Source organism: Streptomyces sp. NPDC096048 (assembly GCF_044763415.1).
Lineage (GTDB): Bacteria > Actinomycetota > Actinomycetes > Streptomycetales > Streptomycetaceae > Streptomyces.
The window spans coordinates 377,460-395,123 of record NZ_JBIWGG010000009.1 but is presented as its reverse complement, the minus strand read 5'-3'; the positions used below and the strand labels follow the sequence as shown (position 1 = coordinate 395,123).

17 protein-coding genes are annotated in these 17,664 nt (G+C 71.9%); 9 read left to right on the top strand and 8 right to left on the bottom strand.

What is annotated here, in order from left to right; all coding sequences use genetic code 11:
- The first annotated feature begins 90 nt into the window (after positions 1 to 90).
- The 4 genes from ACIQ6R_RS26450 (at position 91) to ACIQ6R_RS26435 (ending at position 3,622) form a co-directional block, all read left to right on the top strand.
- Positions 91 to 756, top strand: a complete 666-nt coding sequence (locus ACIQ6R_RS26450) for a YitT family protein (RefSeq protein WP_404223790.1) — start codon at positions 91 to 93, stop codon at positions 754 to 756.
- Positions 753 to 1,529, top strand: a complete 777-nt coding sequence (locus ACIQ6R_RS26445; RefSeq protein ID WP_404179224.1) for a glycerophosphodiester phosphodiesterase — start codon at positions 753 to 755, stop codon at positions 1,527 to 1,529. Before ACIQ6R_RS26450 ends, ACIQ6R_RS26445 begins: the two co-directional genes overlap by 4 nt.
- 75 nt (positions 1,530 to 1,604) lie before the next feature.
- Positions 1,605 to 2,969, top strand: a complete 1,365-nt coding sequence (locus tag ACIQ6R_RS26440) for an MFS transporter (RefSeq protein WP_404223788.1) — start codon at positions 1,605 to 1,607, stop codon at positions 2,967 to 2,969.
- Between the two features lie 278 nt (positions 2,970 to 3,247).
- Positions 3,248 to 3,622, top strand: a complete 375-nt coding sequence (locus tag ACIQ6R_RS26435; RefSeq protein WP_003977404.1) for an RNA polymerase-binding protein RbpA — start codon at positions 3,248 to 3,250, stop codon at positions 3,620 to 3,622.
- A gap of 175 nt (positions 3,623 to 3,797) precedes the next feature.
- On the opposite strand, the gene fxsA is transcribed toward ACIQ6R_RS26435, so the two are convergent.
- The 4 genes from fxsA to ACIQ6R_RS26415 all read right to left on the bottom strand — a co-directional run bounded on the left by fxsA (position 3,798) and on the right by ACIQ6R_RS26415 (position 7,963).
- Positions 3,798 to 4,370: an FxsA family membrane protein gene (gene fxsA, locus ACIQ6R_RS26430; RefSeq protein ID WP_404179229.1), complete on the bottom strand. Its 573-nt coding sequence runs from the start codon at positions 4,368 to 4,370 to the stop codon at positions 3,798 to 3,800.
- A 46-nt stretch (positions 4,371 to 4,416) separates the two neighbouring features.
- Complete coding sequence (locus tag ACIQ6R_RS26425) at positions 4,417 to 5,277, bottom strand: polyprenol monophosphomannose synthase (protein ID WP_404223787.1); 861 nt, start codon at positions 5,275 to 5,277, stop codon at positions 4,417 to 4,419.
- Positions 5,278 to 5,802: 525 nt separating this feature from the next.
- Positions 5,803 to 7,407 (bottom strand): amidohydrolase, encoded by a 1,605-nt coding sequence (locus ACIQ6R_RS26420; protein WP_404179234.1) that lies wholly within the window; start codon positions 7,405 to 7,407, stop codon positions 5,803 to 5,805.
- A gap of 115 nt (positions 7,408 to 7,522) precedes the next feature.
- Positions 7,523 to 7,963 carry an Lrp/AsnC family transcriptional regulator gene (locus ACIQ6R_RS26415; RefSeq protein ID WP_404179237.1) on the bottom strand — a complete coding sequence of 147 codons (441 nt, stop codon included), beginning with the start codon at positions 7,961 to 7,963 and terminating at the stop codon, positions 7,523 to 7,525.
- 268 nt (positions 7,964 to 8,231) lie between these two features.
- Here ACIQ6R_RS26415 and ACIQ6R_RS26410 point away from each other — a divergent pair, with 268 nt between their 5' ends.
- Positions 8,232 to 8,669 carry a hypothetical protein gene (locus ACIQ6R_RS26410; RefSeq protein WP_404179240.1) on the top strand — a complete coding sequence of 146 codons (438 nt, stop codon included), beginning with the start codon at positions 8,232 to 8,234 and terminating at the stop codon, positions 8,667 to 8,669.
- A gap of 234 nt (positions 8,670 to 8,903) precedes the next feature.
- Positions 8,904 to 9,203, top strand: coding sequence for a hypothetical protein (locus tag ACIQ6R_RS26405; protein WP_404179243.1), 300 nt, complete (start codon positions 8,904 to 8,906; stop codon positions 9,201 to 9,203).
- Here ACIQ6R_RS26405 and ACIQ6R_RS26400 read toward each other — a convergent pair.
- The gene (locus ACIQ6R_RS26400) at positions 9,166 to 10,338 is read right to left on the bottom strand and encodes an acyl-CoA dehydrogenase family protein (RefSeq protein WP_404179246.1); all 1,173 of its coding nucleotides are present in this window, start codon (positions 10,336 to 10,338) and stop codon (positions 9,166 to 9,168) included. The genes ACIQ6R_RS26405 and ACIQ6R_RS26400 overlap by 38 nt on opposite strands.
- 358 nt (positions 10,339 to 10,696) lie before the next feature.
- Here ACIQ6R_RS26400 and ACIQ6R_RS26395 point away from each other — a divergent pair, with 358 nt between their 5' ends.
- On the top strand, positions 10,697 to 11,947 hold the full coding sequence (locus ACIQ6R_RS26395) for a glycoside hydrolase family 18 protein (RefSeq protein WP_404223785.1): 1,251 nt from the start codon (positions 10,697 to 10,699) through the stop codon (positions 11,945 to 11,947).
- 63 nt (positions 11,948 to 12,010) lie between these two features.
- Here the strand turns inward: ACIQ6R_RS26395 and ACIQ6R_RS26390 are convergent, their stop codons facing one another.
- The 3 genes from ACIQ6R_RS26390 to ACIQ6R_RS26380 all read right to left on the bottom strand — a co-directional run bounded on the left by ACIQ6R_RS26390 (position 12,011) and on the right by ACIQ6R_RS26380 (position 14,443).
- Positions 12,011 to 12,670, bottom strand: coding sequence for a TetR/AcrR family transcriptional regulator (locus ACIQ6R_RS26390; protein WP_404223783.1), 660 nt, complete (start codon positions 12,668 to 12,670; stop codon positions 12,011 to 12,013).
- Positions 12,671 to 12,752: 82 nt separating this feature from the next.
- On the bottom strand, positions 12,753 to 12,893 hold the full coding sequence (locus tag ACIQ6R_RS26385; RefSeq protein WP_404179255.1) for an SCO1431 family membrane protein: 141 nt from the start codon (positions 12,891 to 12,893) through the stop codon (positions 12,753 to 12,755).
- Between the two features lie 164 nt (positions 12,894 to 13,057).
- The gene (locus ACIQ6R_RS26380) at positions 13,058 to 14,443 is read right to left on the bottom strand and encodes a peptidase C39 family protein (protein ID WP_404223781.1); all 1,386 of its coding nucleotides are present in this window, start codon (positions 14,441 to 14,443) and stop codon (positions 13,058 to 13,060) included.
- Positions 14,444 to 14,694: 251 nt separating this feature from the next.
- On the opposite strand from ACIQ6R_RS26380, the gene ACIQ6R_RS26375 reads away from it, so the two are divergent.
- Together ACIQ6R_RS26375 and ACIQ6R_RS26370 are read left to right on the top strand one after the other, a co-directional pair.
- Positions 14,695 to 15,330 (top strand): uridine kinase, encoded by a 636-nt coding sequence (locus ACIQ6R_RS26375; RefSeq protein WP_404223780.1) that lies wholly within the window; start codon positions 14,695 to 14,697, stop codon positions 15,328 to 15,330.
- Between the two features lie 450 nt (positions 15,331 to 15,780).
- Positions 15,781 to 17,640, top strand: coding sequence for an AAA family ATPase (locus tag ACIQ6R_RS26370; protein ID WP_404223777.1), 1,860 nt, complete (start codon positions 15,781 to 15,783; stop codon positions 17,638 to 17,640).
- Positions 17,641 to 17,664: the final 24 nt, after the last annotated feature.

Below are 17,664 nucleotides of genomic sequence, written 5' to 3'. Positions count from 1 at the left end.
CACCTTCTCCGAATTGGCCATGGTTGGCTCTCCTTCTCAAGCCACAGGGTGTCATGCAGCAGGCCACTACCACCACCCAAGGGGGACCTCTTGTCCAGGCAGCGATCCGGGCAGCGGCATCTCGCGCGACGACTGACGCAGCTCTACGGTGGTCTCGTGCTGTACGGCGCGAGTTCGGCACTGCTGGTCAGGTCGGGACTCGGTCTGGAGCCCTGGAACGTGCTGCACCAGGGCCTCGCGGAGCGCACCGGCCTGTCGATGGGCGTGGTGCTGACCCTCCTGGGCGCGGCGGTGCTGCTGCTGTGGATCCCGCTGCGCCAGCGACCGGGCCTGGGCACGGTCTCCAACGTGCTGGTGATCGGCGCCGCGATGGACGCCACGCTGGCCGTCGTGCCCGACGCCCACGGCTGGACGCCGCGCGTCGCCATGATGGCGGCGGGGATCGTCCTGAACGGCGCGGCGACCGGGCTGTACATCGCCGCACGGTTCGGTCCGGGGCCGCGCGACGGCCTGATGACCGGGCTGAACCAGCGCACCGGACACTCGGTGCGCCTGGTGCGCACGGCCGTCGAGATCACCGTCGTGGTGACGGGTTTCGCCCTCGGCGGCACGGTCGGTATCGGCACCCTGCTGTACGCCGTGACGATCGGCCCGCTCGCCCAGGTCTTCTTGCGCGTGTTCGCCGTTCCGTCGGCATCCGACGGCAGCACGGTGGTTGCCGCCGGTCAACCCCGGCGCGCGATACTGCGTCGGTGACCACCCCGATACGCCACCCCCGCCACCCCTACCTGGATCACCCCGGCCCCATCGCCTTCGCCCACCGGGGCGGTGCGGCGGACGGCCTGGAGAACACGCTGCGGCAGTTCCGGCGCGCGGTCGAGACGGGATACCGGTACATCGAGACCGACGTCCACGCCACGCGGGACGGGAAGCTCGTCGCCTTCCACGACGCGACGCTGGACCGGGTGACGGACGGGGCCGGCCGGATCGCCGACCTCTCGTGGGAGAAGGTGCGCCGCGCGCGCGTGGCGGGCGAGGAACCGGTGCCGCTCTTCGAGGAACTCCTGGAGACCTTCCCCGAGGTGCGCTGGAACATCGACGTGAAGGCGGAGCCGGCGCTGCTGCCGCTCCTGGAGCTGATCGAACGGACGAACACCTGGGACCGCGTCTGCGTCGGCTCGTTCTCCGAGGCACGCGTGGTCCGCGCCCAGCGCCTCGCCGGCCCACGACTGGCCACCTCGTACGGCACCCGGGGCGTCCTGAATCTGCGGCTGCGCTCCTGGGGCGTCCCGGCCGCGCCGCGCCGCTCGGCGGTGGCCGCGCAGGTGCCCGAGGCCCAGTCGGGTATCCAGGTGGTCGACCACCGCTTCGTGCGCGCCGCCCACACGCTGGGGCTGCGGGTGCACGTCTGGACGGTGAACGACCCCGGCCGCATGCACCGGCTCCTGGACCTGGGAGTGGATGGCATCATGACCGATCACATCGACACACTGCGCAAGGTCATGGAGGACCGCGGCGTCTGGGTCTGAGACGGTCCGGGACCGTCCGAGGTCCGCGGCCGAACCCTCGGGACGTCGCGCGTTCACGGGGAAGCGAGGGCACGGGTGGGCACCGACACCCTGCGGACGGACGCGGCCGACGGGGCCGCCGACCGGCGGCGCGAGCAGCGCGGCTGGTACTTCTACGACTGGGCGTGCTCGGTCTACTCGACGAGCGTGCTCACCGTGTTCCTGGGCCCCTATCTGACGTCGGTCGCCGAGTCGGCGGCGGACGCGGACGGATACGTCCATCCGCTCGGCATACCCGTGCGGGCCGGGTCGTTCTTCGCGTACTCGGTGTCGCTGTCGGTGATCGTCGCGGTGCTCGTGATGCCCCTGGTGGGCGCCGCCGCCGACCGTTCGGGCCGCAAGAAGCTGCTCCTCGCCGCCGCCGCGTACACCGGGGCCGCGGCCACCACGTGCATGTTCTTCCTCGACGGCGACCGCTACCTGCTGGGCGGACTGCTCCTGGTCGTCGCCAACGCCGCGCAGTCCGTGGCGATGATGCTCTACAACTCCTACCTGCCCCAGATCGCCCCGCCCGAGGAACGCGACGCGGTCTCCTCGCGCGGCTGGGCCTTCGGCTACGCGGCCGGGGCGCTGGTCCTGGTCGCGAACCTGATCCTCTACACGGCCCATGACTCCTTCGGGTTGAGCGAGAGCGCGGCGGTCCGCGTCTGCCTGGCCTCGGCCGGCCTGTGGTGGGGCGCCTTCGCGCTCATTCCGCTACGGCGGCTGCGCGACCGCCGTAGCCCCGCGCGGGTACACGGGAGCGCGCGGGAGGCCGCCCTGCCCGGGTTCCGGCAGCTCGCGGCGACCGTCCGCGACATGCGGCGCCGCCCGCTGACCCTGGCCTTCCTGCTCGCGTACCTCGTCTACAACGACGGCATCCAGACGGTGATCTCCCAGGCCTCGGTGTACGGCTCCGAGGAACTGGGCCTCGGGCAGTCCACGCTCATCGTGGCCGTCCTGCTGGTCCAGCTGCTGGCGGTGGCGGGCGCGCTGGCGCTCGGCCGGCTGGCGCGGACGTACGGGGCGAAGCGCACGATCCTCGGGTCGCTGGTCGCGTGGACGGTCACGCTCGCGGCCGGGTACTTCCTGCCGGCCGGGGAGCCGGTGTGGTTCTTCGTGCTGGCCGCCGGGATCGGACTCGTGCTGGGCGGCAGCCAGGCACTGTCCCGCTCCCTGTTCTCCCACCTGGTCCCGCCCGGCAAGGAGGCCGAGTACTTCTCGGCGTACGAGCTGAGCGACCGCGGGATGAGCTGGCTCGGGCCGCTGCTGTTCGGGCTCACCTACCAGCTGACCGGGAGCTACCGGGACGCGATCATCTCGCTGGTGGCGTTCTTCGTGCTCGGTTTCGCGCTGCTCGCGCGGGTCCCGGTGCGACGGGCGATCGGCGACGCGGGCAACCCCGTACCCGAAAGGATTTAGCACTCGGCGCGAAAGGGCTGTAGTGTACGCGTTTGGCCTGCCAGGCGTACCGTTACTGCGCGTCAAAGGTGCCGAAACGCTATGTCACATCTGCCAGCAGAGGTGACAAACCGGACGTCGGCGGGTACTGCACTGGTTGCAAGGCTGCGACTGCGACGGCGACGCAGACGCCCGGAACGGGAGTCGGGACGGGAATCTTTACCGCCGCCCGGACGTTGACCGGATGACGACGACAGCGACACCTGTCCTGTGGGCGACAAGCCCGGGAGGCACGATTCATGAGTGAGCGAGCTCTTCGCGGCACGCGCCTCGTGGTGACCAGCTACGAGACGGACCGCGGCATCGACCTGGCCCCGCGCCAGGCCGTGGAGTACGCATGCGAGAAGGGGCATCGATTCGAGATGCCCTTCTCGGTCGAGGCGGAGATCCCGCCGGAGTGGGAGTGCAAGGTCTGCGGGGCCCAGGCACTCCTCGTGGACGGCGACGGCCCTGAGGAGAAGAAGGCCAAGCCCGCGCGTACGCACTGGGACATGCTGATGGAGCGGCGCACCCGCGAGGAACTCGAAGAGGTCCTCGAGGAGCGGCTGGCCGTTCTGCGCTCCGGCGCGATGAACATCGCGGTGCACCCGCGAGACAGCCGCAAGAGTGCGTAGCGGAAAACCGTAAACAGCAAACCGAACACCGCGGGTGCCGTACGTGAAGCTCACGTACGGCACCCGCGGTTTTGGTGTGCCCCCTGGTTTCGGTGTGTCCCCGGTCTCAATATGGCCCCGGGTTTCGGTGTGTCCCCCGGTCTCGGTGTGTCCGGGGGCCCTGGCCGCGGAGGGGTCAGCGCGTCAGCGGAGGGCGGGGGTCCTGCGGCGCGTCGCCCCGGTCGTCCTGTATGACCTCGCCCTGGACGACCTTGCCGTCCGGCTGGTGCATGCGGGCCTGGCGGAAGGCGTCGCCCAGGGTGCCCGGGCCGGCTTCCCGGAGCTTGCGCTCCACCGTCCGCTCCGCATAGCGGCTCACGGCCTTCTGGACCGGGGGCAGCAGCATGAGCAGGCCCAGCGCGTCCGAGATCAGGCCGGGGAGTATCAGGAGCAGCCCGCCCAGCATCATCAGGCCGTTGCCCTCGCTGTTCGGGCGGGCCGCGGGCATGACGCCGGACTGCTGCTGTTGCAGCGTCTCCGTGAGGTTCCTGAAGGCCCGGCGGCCCGCGCTCTTGATCACCACGGACCCGAGGACGATGCCCGCCACCAGCAGCAGGAAGACCACGAACCCGCTGGAAGCGCCCGCGACCACGGTCAGCAGCCAGATCTCCAGCACGAGCCACGCGGCGATGCCCAGCGGCAGGAACGTGCGCAGCCTGGAGCGCGGGGGCCGGGCGGGGGAACTGGGGGTCTGGGCGCCAGTCGTCATACCACCAGTGTGCCTGGCCCCGGCTCAGCGTGGCGTAAGGGGACGATCAGGCGTTCTTGTCAGGCGTCTGTGTCGACTTGTCGTCCGACTCGTCCGACTCGCTCGTCGCCCTGACGGGCTGTCTGTCGCGGCCCAGGGCCTTGCCGACCCGCTCTCCCACGCCCCACGTGGTGACCCGCCACAGCGCCTCCACGAGGATGTCGCGGCTCATCTTGGAGTCGCCGAGTTCGCGCTCGACGAACGTGATCGGCACCTCGACGACGTGGTAACCCGCCTTGACCGCCCGGCGGGCGAGGTCGACCTGGAAGCAGTAGCCCTGCGAGGAGACCTCCTCCAGGCCGAGCCCTTCCAGGGTCTCGCGGCGGAAGGCCCGGTAGCCGCCCGTGATGTCGCGCAGTGGCAGGTCCAGCGCGAGGCGCGAGTACATGCTGCCCCCGCGGGAGATGAATTCGCGGGACTTGGGCCAGTTCACCACCCTGCCGCCGGGCACCCAGCGGGAGCCGAGCACCAGGTCGGCGCCCTTGAGGGCGGTCAGCAGGCGGGGCAGTTCCTCGGGCTGGTGGGAGCCGTCGGCGTCCATCTCGATCAGCACGCCGTAGCCATGCTCCAGGCCCCAGCGGAAGCCCGCGAGGTAGGCGGCTCCCAGGCCCTCCTTGCCCTTGCGGTGCAGGACCTGGACGTGGTCGTCCTCGGCGGCCAACTCGTCGGCGAGCTTGCCGGTGCCGTCGGGGCTGTTGTCGTCGGCCACGAGAACGTGCGCCTCGGGGACCGCCTCACGCACGCGCGCGACGATCGCCTTGATGTTCTCCGCCTCGTTGTAGGTCGGAATGATCACCAAGGCCGTGCCCAGGGGGCCGAACCGCCTCCCCTGCCCCGCTACCGCGGGCGTCCCGTCGCCGTCGTTCACCGCTGCCCCTTCATGTCCGTACGCAGAGGACCACCATAATGGCCGCGGCCTGCGGCGACGTGACAGGACGTCCGTACGGTGGTGTCGTTTTCCCGGGACCGGGGTATGGATGGCCGATTAAGGCCGTTCGCACGGCGGATGGGGGCCCGGCGCCCTTCGGGCCGACCTGGGACCCGCCGGCTGCGGGTCGACCTAGGCCGTTGTCTACTGAGCGCCCGGGCCCCACCCGGGTCACACCTCCCGACCGGCCGGAACGTTCCCTCGTCGCGGCGCGAGCGCTGAGCCTGGCTCCCAGTGGCGGTGCCCCGGTGCGGCACACCGTCCCTGACCCAGCGGCGCCGCGACGCGTGCGCGGAAGATTCCCCGGTCGGACGTCCGGTGGTGGACTCGGCCGAACCTACCGGCCCCCCGCCGTCGCCTGTCAACAGTCGCTCGACCTGCGGCTTCCGCATCAAAGCCCAGGTCAGCGCGGAGGACGCGCAGGTCGCACGCGGGAGAAGATCATCGCCCCGTCGGCCGTGTGGATCACTCGCCCGGCCGTACGAAGACCGTGCGGCCGCCCACCACGGTGCGCAGGCAGACGGGCAGGTCCCGTCCCGGAGTCAGATCGGGCAGGCCGGGGGTGCCGGAGCGCGGGTCGGTCGACCAGCGCGCCACCCGGTCGTCGGGGGCCTGGACCACGAGTTCGCCGGTACGCCACACGGCGTAGTCGGCGGGCGCGCCCGGCACCAGGACGCCCGCGTCGTCGCGTCCGATCGCCCGCCAGCCGCCGCGCGTGTGCGCCGTGAACGCCGCACGCACGGAGACGCGGTGCTCCGCCGTGCGGTGGAAGGCGGCGGCCCGGACGGTGCCCCACGGGTCGAGGGGCGTGACCGGGCTGTCGGAGCCGAAGGCGAGCGGGACACCGGCGCGCAGCAGGGCCGCGAAGGGGTTGAGCGTGCGGGCCCGCTCGGCGCCCAGACGCTTGGCGTACATGCCCTCCTCGCCGCCCCACAGCGCGTCGAAGGCGGGCTGCACGGAGGCGGTCAGGCCCAGTTCGGCGAAGGCGGCGACGGTCTCGGGGGTGAGCATCTCGGCGTGCTCGACGCGGTGGCGGGCGGCGCGGACACGGGCGAGGCCGACCTTGTCGGCGGCGGCGCGCACGCCCGCCACGACGGCGGTCACGGCGGCGTCGCCGATGGCGTGGAAGCCCGCCTGGAGGCCGGCCTCGGTGCAGGCGACGACGTGGGCGGCGACCGCGGCGGCGTCCAGGTAGGCGGTGCCGGTGTGGCCGGCGTCGGCGTACGGCTGGTGCAGACAGGCGGTGTGCGAGCCGAGGGCGCCGTCCACGAAGAGGTCGCCGGCGGCGCCGATCGCGCCCAGCTCCCGCGCCTTGTCCACGTCCTGTTCGGCCCAGTAGCCGATCACGCGCGGCCCGGTCTCCTCGGCCGCGAGCCGCAGCAGGCCGGTGAGGTCGTCCTCGGAGGAGATCTCCGGCCCTGCGCACTCGTGAACGGTTCCGATGCCGAGGGAGGCGGCGTGCGCGAGGGCGGCGCGCTGGGCCTCGGCGCGCTGGGCGGGGGCGACGGCCCCGAGGGCGGCGGCGCGTACGGCGTGGTGGGCGCCGGCGGTGAGCGGGCCGTCCGCGCGGGCGACGTCACCGGGGACGAGGTCGAGCAGGGCGGTGGTGACGACGGCCGAGTGGACGTCGATACGGCTGAGGTAGAGGGCGCGGCCGCCGGTGGCCTCGTCCAGCTGGGCGCGCGTCGGGGGGAGCCCGTCGGGCCAGCGGGAGGCGTCCCAGCCGTGGCCGAGGAGGACCCGGTCGTCCGGGCGGGCCGCGGCGAAGTCCCGTACGAGGGCGAGGGCCGCCTCCCGGGTGGGGGCACCGGAGAGGTCGAGGCCGGTGAGGGCGAGGCCGGTGGACGTGGTGTGCACGTGTGCGTCGGTGAACGCCGGGGTGACCAGGGCGCCGTCCAGGTCGACCACCTCGTCCACGCCGTCCGCGAAGGCGTCGGCGGCGCCCTCGGAGCCGACCCAGGCGACCTGGCCGCGTTCGACGACCATCGCCGTCGCGAAGGGGTCGGCGGGACTGTGGACCTCGCCGCGGCGCAGCAGGACGGTCGTGGACGGGGTGGTGGGCTCGCTCATGGACACCAGTCTCGCCCCTGGCGCGAACGGCTCCGCACGCAGGTCGGCGCCGCGCGGGGGTGTGCGCGCCCCGCGGGGGCGGATCCGCGACGGCGGGGGGGCCGCGCGCCGCCGGTCAGATGCGCGGCGGCCGGGCCTCGTACGGCGTCGACAGCACCACGGTGGTCCGTGTCGACACCCCGGCGAGGGAACGCACCCGGGCGAGCAGTTCCTCCAGTTCGTGCGGGGTCGACACGCGCACCTTGAGGATGTAGTTCTCGTCGCCCGCCACGCTGTGGCAGGCCTCGAGTTCGGGGACACCGGCCAGGCGGTCCGCGATGTCGTCGGGGGCGCTGGGGTCGAACGGTTTCACCGAGATGAAGGCGGTGATCGGCAGCCCGACGGCCTCCGGGTCGACGACCGCGGCGTAACCGCGGATGACGCCACGCTGCTCCAGCCGCCGCACCCGCTGGTGCACGGCCGACGTGGACAGGCCCGTGGCCTTGCCCAGGTCTGTGTAGCTCATCCGCCCGTCCTTGACGAGCAGCTGCACGATCTGTCGGTCCAGCTCCTCCATGGCGCAAGAACCTACAGTGCGGTTGATCTCCTCGGATACCTGAGCAGCCCAGGTCATGCCCGGTTCGTGATGTGACGGGGAGCCGGCCGGAGGGCCGAGTGGGGACAAACCCGCCGCACGGGGCATCCACGAGCGGCATGTGACGAAGACCACACCCCCCGGACGGTCTCCGTGATGTTCTCGTGATTACCCCGTAGGGGGGACGGGAAGTGCTTGCTGTGGTCGAGGCCGCAGTGCCGTCACGGCCCAGCCCGAGGGGGAGAATCCCATGCAGAGTCTTAAGCGCCCTGGTCGTACCGCGCCCAAGCGGCAGCAGCCGGTCGTCGAGCCCGTATCGGAGGGCGTCGAACCCGACGCCTTCGACGACGAGGAACTCGACACCTACGACACCTTCGAGATGTACCGGGTGATCTGCCCGGACTGCGCCCAGCCCATCGCCCTGCTGGCGGACGAGGAGGTGCTGCCGGAGCACGCCCTGTGCGCCTCGCCGTGGAACCCGTTCGGGCTCTCGGTCTGCGCCGGCACCGGCCGCCGGGCCACCGAGGCCCGCCCAGCGGACGAGTCTTTCCGGCCCCACGAGCAGGACACCGCCCTGCTGCTGACGCTCCCCCAGGGCCTGGACTGGCGGACGCAGCCCTTCTCCCACGTCGGCGGCCCGGGCTCGCGCCCGATGCGTGTGCCGACGATGCGGCGCGAGGCGGCCTGAGCCGCCCGAGCGCCGACCGTCCGGGGGGACACCCGATTCCGGCCGACCCACCCGCGCCACGGCCCACAGCAGGCGCCTCGGCGCGGGTGGGTGCGTTCTCGCCCGGTCGGGCCGGTACGGCGCGGCCGTACGTCGGCCCAGGTTCGGCAACGGCGACTCGACGGCGGACGCCCGTGAACTCACACTCGATTCCGCGCGCCGGTGACCTGTCCGCCTTTGCCGCGTTGCCCGGGTATGACCCTCACGTACTCGGCGACCGAGCATCGGCGCCGTGTGTTCGTCCCGGTGCCCGCGGGACCGGTTCCGCCCGCTCCGCAACTCCCGGACCCGCCGATCTACCGTGAGCTGATGCGGACCTGGGCCGACCGCGGCCGCACCCTGCCGGGACGCCACGACCCGGAGTGGGTGCGGCTCGCGGCGCCGCCGCGCGACCTCGGGGACTTCACCACCACCGGGGACCTGTTCACCACCGGCGACTTCCGCGTCGCCGGCGCCTTCAGCGTCCCTCTGGACCCGCGAGATGACGGGCGATGACCATCCGCTGGATCTGGTTGGTGCCCTCGACGATCTGCAGCACCTTGGCCTCGCGCATGTACCGCTCGGCCGGGAAGTCCGCGGTGTAGCCGTACCCACCGAGGATCTGCACGGCGTCGGTGGTGGCCCGCATCGCCGTGTCGGTGCAGTGCAGCTTGGCCATGGCGGCCTGCTTGGCGAACGGCAGTCCGGCGTCACGCAGCCGTGCCGCCGTCAGGTACAGCGCGCGGCCGGCCTCGATCTGGGTCGCCATGTCGGCGAGCATGAAGCGCAGCCCCTGGAAGTCGGAGATCGGCTTGCCGAACTGCCGCCGGTCGGCCGCGTACGACACCGCCTCGTCCAGCGCCGCCTGGGCCACGCCGATCGCGCAGGCGGCGATGCCGAGCCGCCCGGAGTCGAGTGCGGACAGGGCGATCGCGAAGCCCTGGCCCTCGTCTCCGAGGCGCCGGGCGTCGGAGACCCGCACGCCGTCGAGGTGGACCTGCGCGGTGGGCGAGCCCTTCAGCCCCATCTTCTTCTCGGGCACCGCGGCGCTCAGCCCCTCGGCGTCACCGGGGACGAGGAAGGCGGTGATCCCGCGCGGCCCCTCCTCCCCCGTGCGCGCCATGACCGTGTAGAAGTCGGCGATGCCGCCGTGCGTGATCCACGCCTTGGTGCCGGTGAGCACCCAGTCGTCGCCCTCGCGTACGGCCTTGGTGCGCAGCGAGGCGGCGTCGGACCCCGAGGCGGGTTCGGAGAGGCAGTAGGCGCCGAGCAGGCCGCCGCCGAGCATCGCGGGCAGGTGCTCGACCTGCTGCTCCTTGGTGCCGTAGGCGGCGAGCGCGTAGGAGGCGAGCGTGTGCACGCTGACGCCGAGGCCGACGGTGAGCCGGGCCGCGGCGAGCTCTTCGAGTACCTGGAGGTAGACCTCGTACGGCTGCTCGCCGCCGCCGTACTCGGCGTCGTAGGGCAGGCCGAGCAGGCCGGAGCCGGAGAGCAGGGTGAAGACTTCGCGGGGGAAGCGTCCGGCATCCTCCTCCTCGGCCGCGCTCGGGGCGATCTCACGCTGCGCGATGTCGCGGACGAGCGAGATCAGATCCCGTGCCTCGTCCGTGGGCAGTTGCCGGTCCACCGGCTGCGGGGCGCGGTCGGGCATGGCGACGCTCTCCTCCCTGTCGGGCACATCGGCGGACGTGCGCCTTGGGTGGAGGCGGTTCCGCCAGGTCGTTCGGGCCTGGCCGATGCTCGCACTCCCGGGTCGCGGAAGCGGCTGACCAGCGGCTGTGCGCTGTGAGTATGCCCGATCGGAGGCATGGAGTCACCAGTTAACGACCGCTTACTTCAAGAAATGCTCCGGCCGGTGCGGGAGGACCCGATCCCGGCGCCCGCGCCGGGGAAATGGTCCGCACCATTGACCACACTGGTCTAGTCCTTCTACGGTGACGGCCCGAACGCCCTACCGCGTTCATGCCAATCGGCGCGCGTTCCCTCTTCCCCCCACGAGGAGACACCCGATGCACGTCCCGCACCTCCCCCGCGTCCGCCCCGTCCGGACGCTCCTCTCCGCGCTCTGCACCGCCGCCCTCGGCGCGGGGCTGCTGGCCAGCGCCGGCACGACCGCGGCCACGGCCGCTCCGGAGACACCCGCCGCGCAGGCGGCGGCCGGTTCGAAGGTCGTCGGCTACTTCACCGAATGGGGCACCTACGACCGCAAGTACCACGCCAAGAACATCGAGACGTCCGGTTCGGGTGCCGAACTGACCCACATCAACTACGCCTTCGGCAACGTCACCGGCGGCAAGTGCGCCATGGGCGACGGCTACGCGGCGACCGACCGGGCGTACACCGCGGCCGAGTCCGTCGACGGGGTCGCCGACACCTGGGACCAGCCGCTGCGCGGCAACTTCAACCAGCTGCTCAAGCTGAAGAAGAAGCACCCGGACCTCAAGATCCTGTGGTCCTTCGGCGGCTGGACCTGGTCCGGCGGCTTCGCGGAGGCCGCGAGGAACCCGGCCGCCTTCGCCCGGTCCTGCCACGACCTGGTCGAGAACTCCAAGTGGGCCGACGTCTTCGACGGCATCGACATCGACTGGGAGTACCCGAACGCCTGCGGTCTGAGCTGCGACACCAGCGGCAGGGAGGCGTTCCCGAAGCTGATGAGCGCACTGCGTACCGAGTTCGGCCAGGACTATCTGGTCACCGCGGCGATCACGGCCGACGCGACACCCGGCGGCAAGATCGACGCGGCCGACTACGCGGGCGCGGCCCGGTACGTCGACTGGTACAACCCCATGACGTACGACTTCTTCGGCGCCTGGGACGCCACCGGCCCGACCGCTCCGCACTCGCCGCTGCACTCGTACTCCGGTATTCCGAAGGCGGGTTACCACACCTCGGCGACGATCGCGAAGCTCAAGGGCCTGGGCATTCCGTCGTCGAAGCTGCTGCTCGGCATCGGCTTCTACGGCCGCGGCTGGACCGGCGTCACCCAGTCCGCCCCCGGCGGCACCGCGACCGGCCCGGCGAAGGGGACCTACGAGAACGGCATCGAGGACTACAAGGTGCTCAAGTCCAAGTGCCCGGCGACCGGCACGGTGGCCGGCACCGCGTACGCCAAGTGCGGGAGCGACTGGTGGAGTTACGACACTCCGCAGACCATCGCGACCAAGATGACGTACAAGAACCAGCAGGGCCTGGGCGGCACGTTCTTCTGGGAGCTGAGCGGTGACACCGCCGACGGCGAACTGATCAAGGCGATCAACTGACCTGATCCACGGGGGGCGGAGGGGCGGAGGCCGGCTCGGGTCTCCGCCCCTCCGCCGCGCCTGTCAGGCGTCCCGGCGGGCGGGGGCCGGGGCCGGGTAGGCGGGGTCCAGTTCCTCGATGGCACGCAGGGTGCCGCCGAGCGTCTTCACGAGCAGGTCGCGCATGGTCTCGCGGGGCAGTCCGGGGCGGCCGATCCAGTCCAGGGTGGCGCCCTCGACGCTGCACACCCAGGAGAGCAGCCCCATGCGGGCCAGCCGTCCGACGTCGGAGCGGCCGTACGCCCCTTCGGCGATGGTGGCGACGATCGCCTCGCGGACACCGTCCCGGATGGCGTGCACCTCGGCGTCGAAGCCCACTCCGCCGCTGACGATCGTGCGGTAGGCGGCCTGGTTGTGCTCGGCGTAGCGCAGATAGCCGTCGACGGTGCGGTGGACGCGGTCCACCTGGGGCAGTTCGGTGCCGCGCGCGGCGGTGGTGACCAGGTCGGCGACGGAGTCCTGGATGATCGCCAGGTAGTAGCCCCGCTTGGACTGGAAGTAGTAGTAGATCAGCCCCTTGGCGACATGCGCCTGGCGGGCGATGTCGTCCATCGAGAGCGCGTCGTACGACGTGTCGGCGAACAACCTCCGCCCGATGGCGATGAGTTCGGCGCGGCGTGCCGCCGAGCGCTCTGTGCCGCGCGCCCGGGGACGGGCGTGGGCACGCTGTTGACTAATATTCAATTTCGACCCTGGTCTCCTACGGGGGGCGGGACCTCCGCAGTATGGCAGGTCGGATCGTGGGGCAGGTCACACGAGGGTCACGTCACAGCAGGCCCAGCTGCACCACGAACATCGCGATCACCACGACGAGGGTCCAGCCCATGACGTGCTCGAGGATCTTCGGACCGTCGTCCTTGGGGCCGCCGGTACGGACACGGGCGGCGGTGGCGGTGTGTGCGCTCATGGCTTCTCGCTGATCTCGACGTTCGGTGGACTCCCCCGGCTCCCCCGGCGGTAACCCTGTCCACCTTGCCACCGTGAGCGGCTTTTGCGGCGGAGACCTTGGTCACAGCGGACGGCCCCCGGGCGGTGCTTCCGCTGTGCCGGGGGCCGTCGTCGCGGTACGGGTCAGCGCACGCCCACCGCCGCGAGGGCCTTGCGCTGGCGCGGGCTCGGGTGGGCCGGGAAGTACAGGTAGCAGACGCCGCCGGTGCCGGAGGCGACCTTGCCGGCGGCGTTGTACCGCTTCGTCCTGAGCCAGATGTTCTCCCACTCACGCCGCTTGTAGACGCGGCGCACGGCCTCGTTGTCGTCCGAGGCCGGGTCGTTGGCGATCACGTCGCCGTCGGCGGTGAAGCCGATCACGGTCATCAGGTGTCCCGAGGTGCCGTAACCGGCTCCCGTCAACTCCTTCTCCAGGAAGGACTGGGACGTTATGGCCGGGATGCCGGCCGCGATCAGCGTCTCCAGGTCGGTGAGGGAGCCGAGGCGGGTGACCACGCCCTGCAGGCCCTTGAAGGTGGCCGCGTAGGCGGCGTTGAAGGGCCAGTTGCCGCAGCCGGCGTACTGGTAGTCGTACGTGTACCTGGCCGCGTGGCAGACCTGCGGGTCGGCGTAGGAGGGGTCGACCCAGGCGAGCTGCTCCTCGGTGAGGCGACCGCCCCAGTACTCGATGATCATCTGCGAGGAGGTGGGGCTGCACCAGGCCTCCCCGCCGTTGTCGTACTCGGGGTACTGGCCCTTGTGGATCTCCTGCGAGTAGCGCGGGACGCGCAGTTCCTGGGCGAGGCCGGGGGTGGAGGCGGGGACGGTGAAGCGGTCGGGGACGTCGGAGCCCATCGCGCCGAGCCGCCATACGGTCGGCGTGGTCCTCGTGCCGGGGCGGCGGTGGAGGGTGAGTTTGAGCCGGTAGGAGGCCAGGCGCAGGCCGGTGGAGGCGTCGTCGATGGCGAACGTGTCCGTCCAGACGCTGCTCCTGCCGTCGCCCTGGTCGTCGACCGAGGTCCGCCGGATGTCCTGGTCGCCGTCGCCGGCCGCCCAGCGGCCCAGCACGTACCAGGGGGTGTCCGTGCCGTCGGAGTAGGTGCCCTTGAGCTCGACCTGGAGCCAGGTGCCGCTCGGGGTGTGCGCGTTCCAGGAGGCGATGACCTCGGTCGAGGGCACGGCGAGCCGGTGGACGGGCGAGGTCCAGGTCGCGTACTCCCAGGCCGTGGTCCTGCCGGTGTGCGGGTCGGTGTAGTCGGCGGTGCCGACCGGGGCACCGATCACGACACCGGGCCGGGCGCCCGCGACCGGGCGGGTGCCCTGCGCGGTTCCGCGCCGCCAGTCCCGGAACGTGGTCCAGGCGCGGTAGTCGACCTGTCGGGCGGTGTCGCGGTCGCGGTCGGGGTCCGCGCCGCCGGTGCCCGCGCCGGGCGCGGCTTCGGCGGTGGCCGGGATCGCGCTGCCCGCCACAGCGGTTGCGACGGCTGCGGCCAGGACGGTTCTGCGGGACGGCTGTTCGGCTCTGCTCATGGACGGAAGACCCCCAGGTGTCCGAGTCGGGCGGGTCCGTTGCACGGATGTGCGCCAACTATGGCCGCAGGCGCCCACTCCTGCCAGCACTTCTGCGCACGCCACGCCACGAATATTGGTGTCGACCAGTGGCGTGGGAGGGCGGGGAGGCGGAGGAGTGAGGGACGGAAGGGTGGGGCGGCCGACAGCGGCTCGCAGGCCGGTCCGGGCGTCGGGAGGCGGGCCGGCGCGGCTAAAGTGCGGGGCGAACGATGTCCGCCCCGACGCGCCGCCCAGGACCCGCCATCCACGACCTCGCAGCCCGGCTCCGCCGGCTCCCCCCTTCCTGCGGGCCCGTGCGCCTGATCGGCGTCGACGGGCACGCCGGCTCCGGGAAGTCCACGTTCGCCGGCCGGCTGGCCGCCGAGCTGGGCGTCGTGCCGGTGCTGCACCTCGACGACATCGCCACCCACGACGAACTGTTCGACTGGACCGGACGGCTGCTGAGCCAGGTGATCGAGCCCTTGCGGCGCGGCGACACCGCGCACTACGCCGTCTACGACTGGCGGGCCCGGTCCTTCGAGGCGCCCCGCCCACTGCCACCGGCCCCGGTGGTTTTGGTGGAGGGTGTCGGTGCCGGCCGCGAGGCGCTGCGTCCGCACCTGGCCCACCTGTTCTGGATGGAGCTGCCGCGCGAAGAGGCGTGGTCACGGGGGCGGGCGCGCGACGGAGCGGAGCAGCGGACGTTCTGGGACGGGTGGGTCCCGGCGGAACGCCGGCACTTCGCCGACGACCCCTCGCGCCCCTTCGCGCATCTTCTGGTGCGGCAGAGGGAACAGGGGTACGAGGTGCTTCCGGGGCCCGCGGGAACCGCCACCGAGCCTCATTTTCTCACTCAGGGTGACTGACTCTCCGCAGTGTGCTGAACTCGTGAAGATCGCTACCTGGCAACTGGCCGGAGTGCCTCAACTCCGCTTGACCCGGGGGCCGTACAGGTCATACGTTCTGGATGTGCGGCCATTCGGAGCCGCCGACAGACGCGAAGCCCCCGGTTGTTCCCCCGTGATCGGGGGCTTCGTTCTGCCCTGAGCACGTTTTCCGGCTGCTCCGTGGCGCGAACCGCTCACCCACGGTCACCGTCCCGCCCACTCCCCCAGCTGCTCCCACCTCGTGCAACGGCCTCTCCCGGCACCCTTCGGAGGACAGACCGCCGCGGGTACGATGCCCTCGGTGCGACCTACGGGCGGTTGCCGCGCGCACCTTGCAACTCCGGTCCGGCGGCACAGCCGTTGACCTAGGCGGTCGGCGGGCGGTCGCCCGGCGGCATACCGACGGGGGCACGGTACGTGGGGGACGGGATGGACTTCGGCACGCAGGGCTCACAGGCCCCGGCCGACCTCGCCTGGCTGCGCGGCGTGGACGCCTACACCATGGGGGCCTATCCGCAGGCGGAGGAGGAGTTCCGGGCCGCCGTGCGCATCGACCCCACGATGGCCGACGGCTGGCTGGGACTGCACGCGCTGCGCGTCGACACCACCAACGCGCTGCTGAGGATGTTCCGGCACCGGGAGCGCTTCGGCGAGCAGCGCGCCCGCCACCGCCGCACGCTCAACTCCTGGTACTGGCTGGGCTGGTGGGTGCAACCGGTACTGGAGAAACCCCGCGATCTGCTGCTGGCGCACGCCTCCCACTGGCTCGACGGCCGCCACGTCCCGGAACTGGACCGGGCCCTGGCCGGGCTGCCGCCCGTGGACGCCGACCCCCAGGTCCGCTTCCTGCACGCCTGCCGCGCCTACCTCGTCAAGGACTGGGAGCAGCTCGTCCGGCACACCGACCCGCTGCTCGGCGATCCCCTGCTGGGTATCGAGGCCGGCCTGTTCAGCGGCATGGCCCGGGTGCGCCTGGAGATGTACGGGCAGGCCGAGCCGCTGCTGTCGGCGGCGCTCATGCGGTGCCGCAGCGAGCAGCCGCAGCGCAAGGAACTGCGCTACTGGCTGGCGCGGGCCCACGAGGGCACGGGCCGCAGCGCCGCCGCACTGCCGCTGTACCGGGCCGTGCACCGCGTCGACCCGGCCTTCATGGACACCTCGGCACGGCTGGCGGCGATCGCCGAGGGCGACGGCTACGACGACTCCACCGACCTCGCGGGACTCGCCCAGGCCGGATTGGGGTCGGAGGGCCTGGACGGTCTCGATCCCCTCTTCGGCCCCGAGGAGCGCGACCTCAAGGTCTCCGCACCCGACCCCTCGCCGGTCGCCGCCCCGCTGCCTCCGCTGAGCGGTCCGTCGGTGCGCGAGAAGACCGACGGACCGGACCCCTCCCTGCCCACCGGCCCCACCGACCCCGCGTTACTGGAGGAGGCGCTCGCCGAGCTGGAGCGCATGGTGGGGCTGGAGCCGGTGAAGCGTCAGGTGAAGGCCCTGTCCGCGCAACTGAACATGGCGCGGTTGCGGGCCGGGCAGGGGCTGCCGGTCCAGCCACCCAAACGCCACTTCGTCTTCTCCGGCCCCTCCGGCACCGGCAAGACCACAGTGGCCCGCATCCTGGGCCGTGTCTTCTACGCCCTCGGCCTGCTCGGCGGCGACCACCTGGTGGAGGCGCAGCGGGCCGACCTCGTCGGCGAGTACCTCGGGCAGACCGCCGTGAAGGCCAACGAACTGATCGACTCCGCGCTCGGCGGCGTCCTCTTCGTCGACGAGGCGTACTCCCTGTCCAACTCCGGTTACGGCAAGGGCGACGCGTACGGCGACGAGGCGTTGCAGGTGCTGCTGAAGCGGGCCGAGGACAACCGGGACCACCTGGTGGTGATCCTGGCCGGCTATCCCGAGGGCATGGACCGGCTGCTGACGGCCAACCCGGGGCTGTCCTCCCGCTTCACCACGCGGGTCGACTTCCCGTCGTACCGGCCGCTGGAGCTCACCTCGATCGGTGAGGTGCTCGCGGCCGAGAACGGGGACGGGTGGGACGAGGAGGCACTCGACGAGCTGCGCTCGATCGCCGGGCACGTGGTGGACCAGGGGTGGATCGACGAGTTGGGGAACGGGCGGTTTCTGCGGACGCTGTACGAGAAGAGCTGCGCGTACCGGGATCTGCGGTTGTCGGCGTATCCCGGGGTGCTGACCCGGGACGACCTGGCGACGTTGCGGCTGCCGGATCTGATGCAGGCGTACGGAGAGGTGCTGTCGGGGCGGGGGCCGCAGGATCCTCCGGGGGTGTGAGGCGCCCGGTGCCGGTGCGGGGCG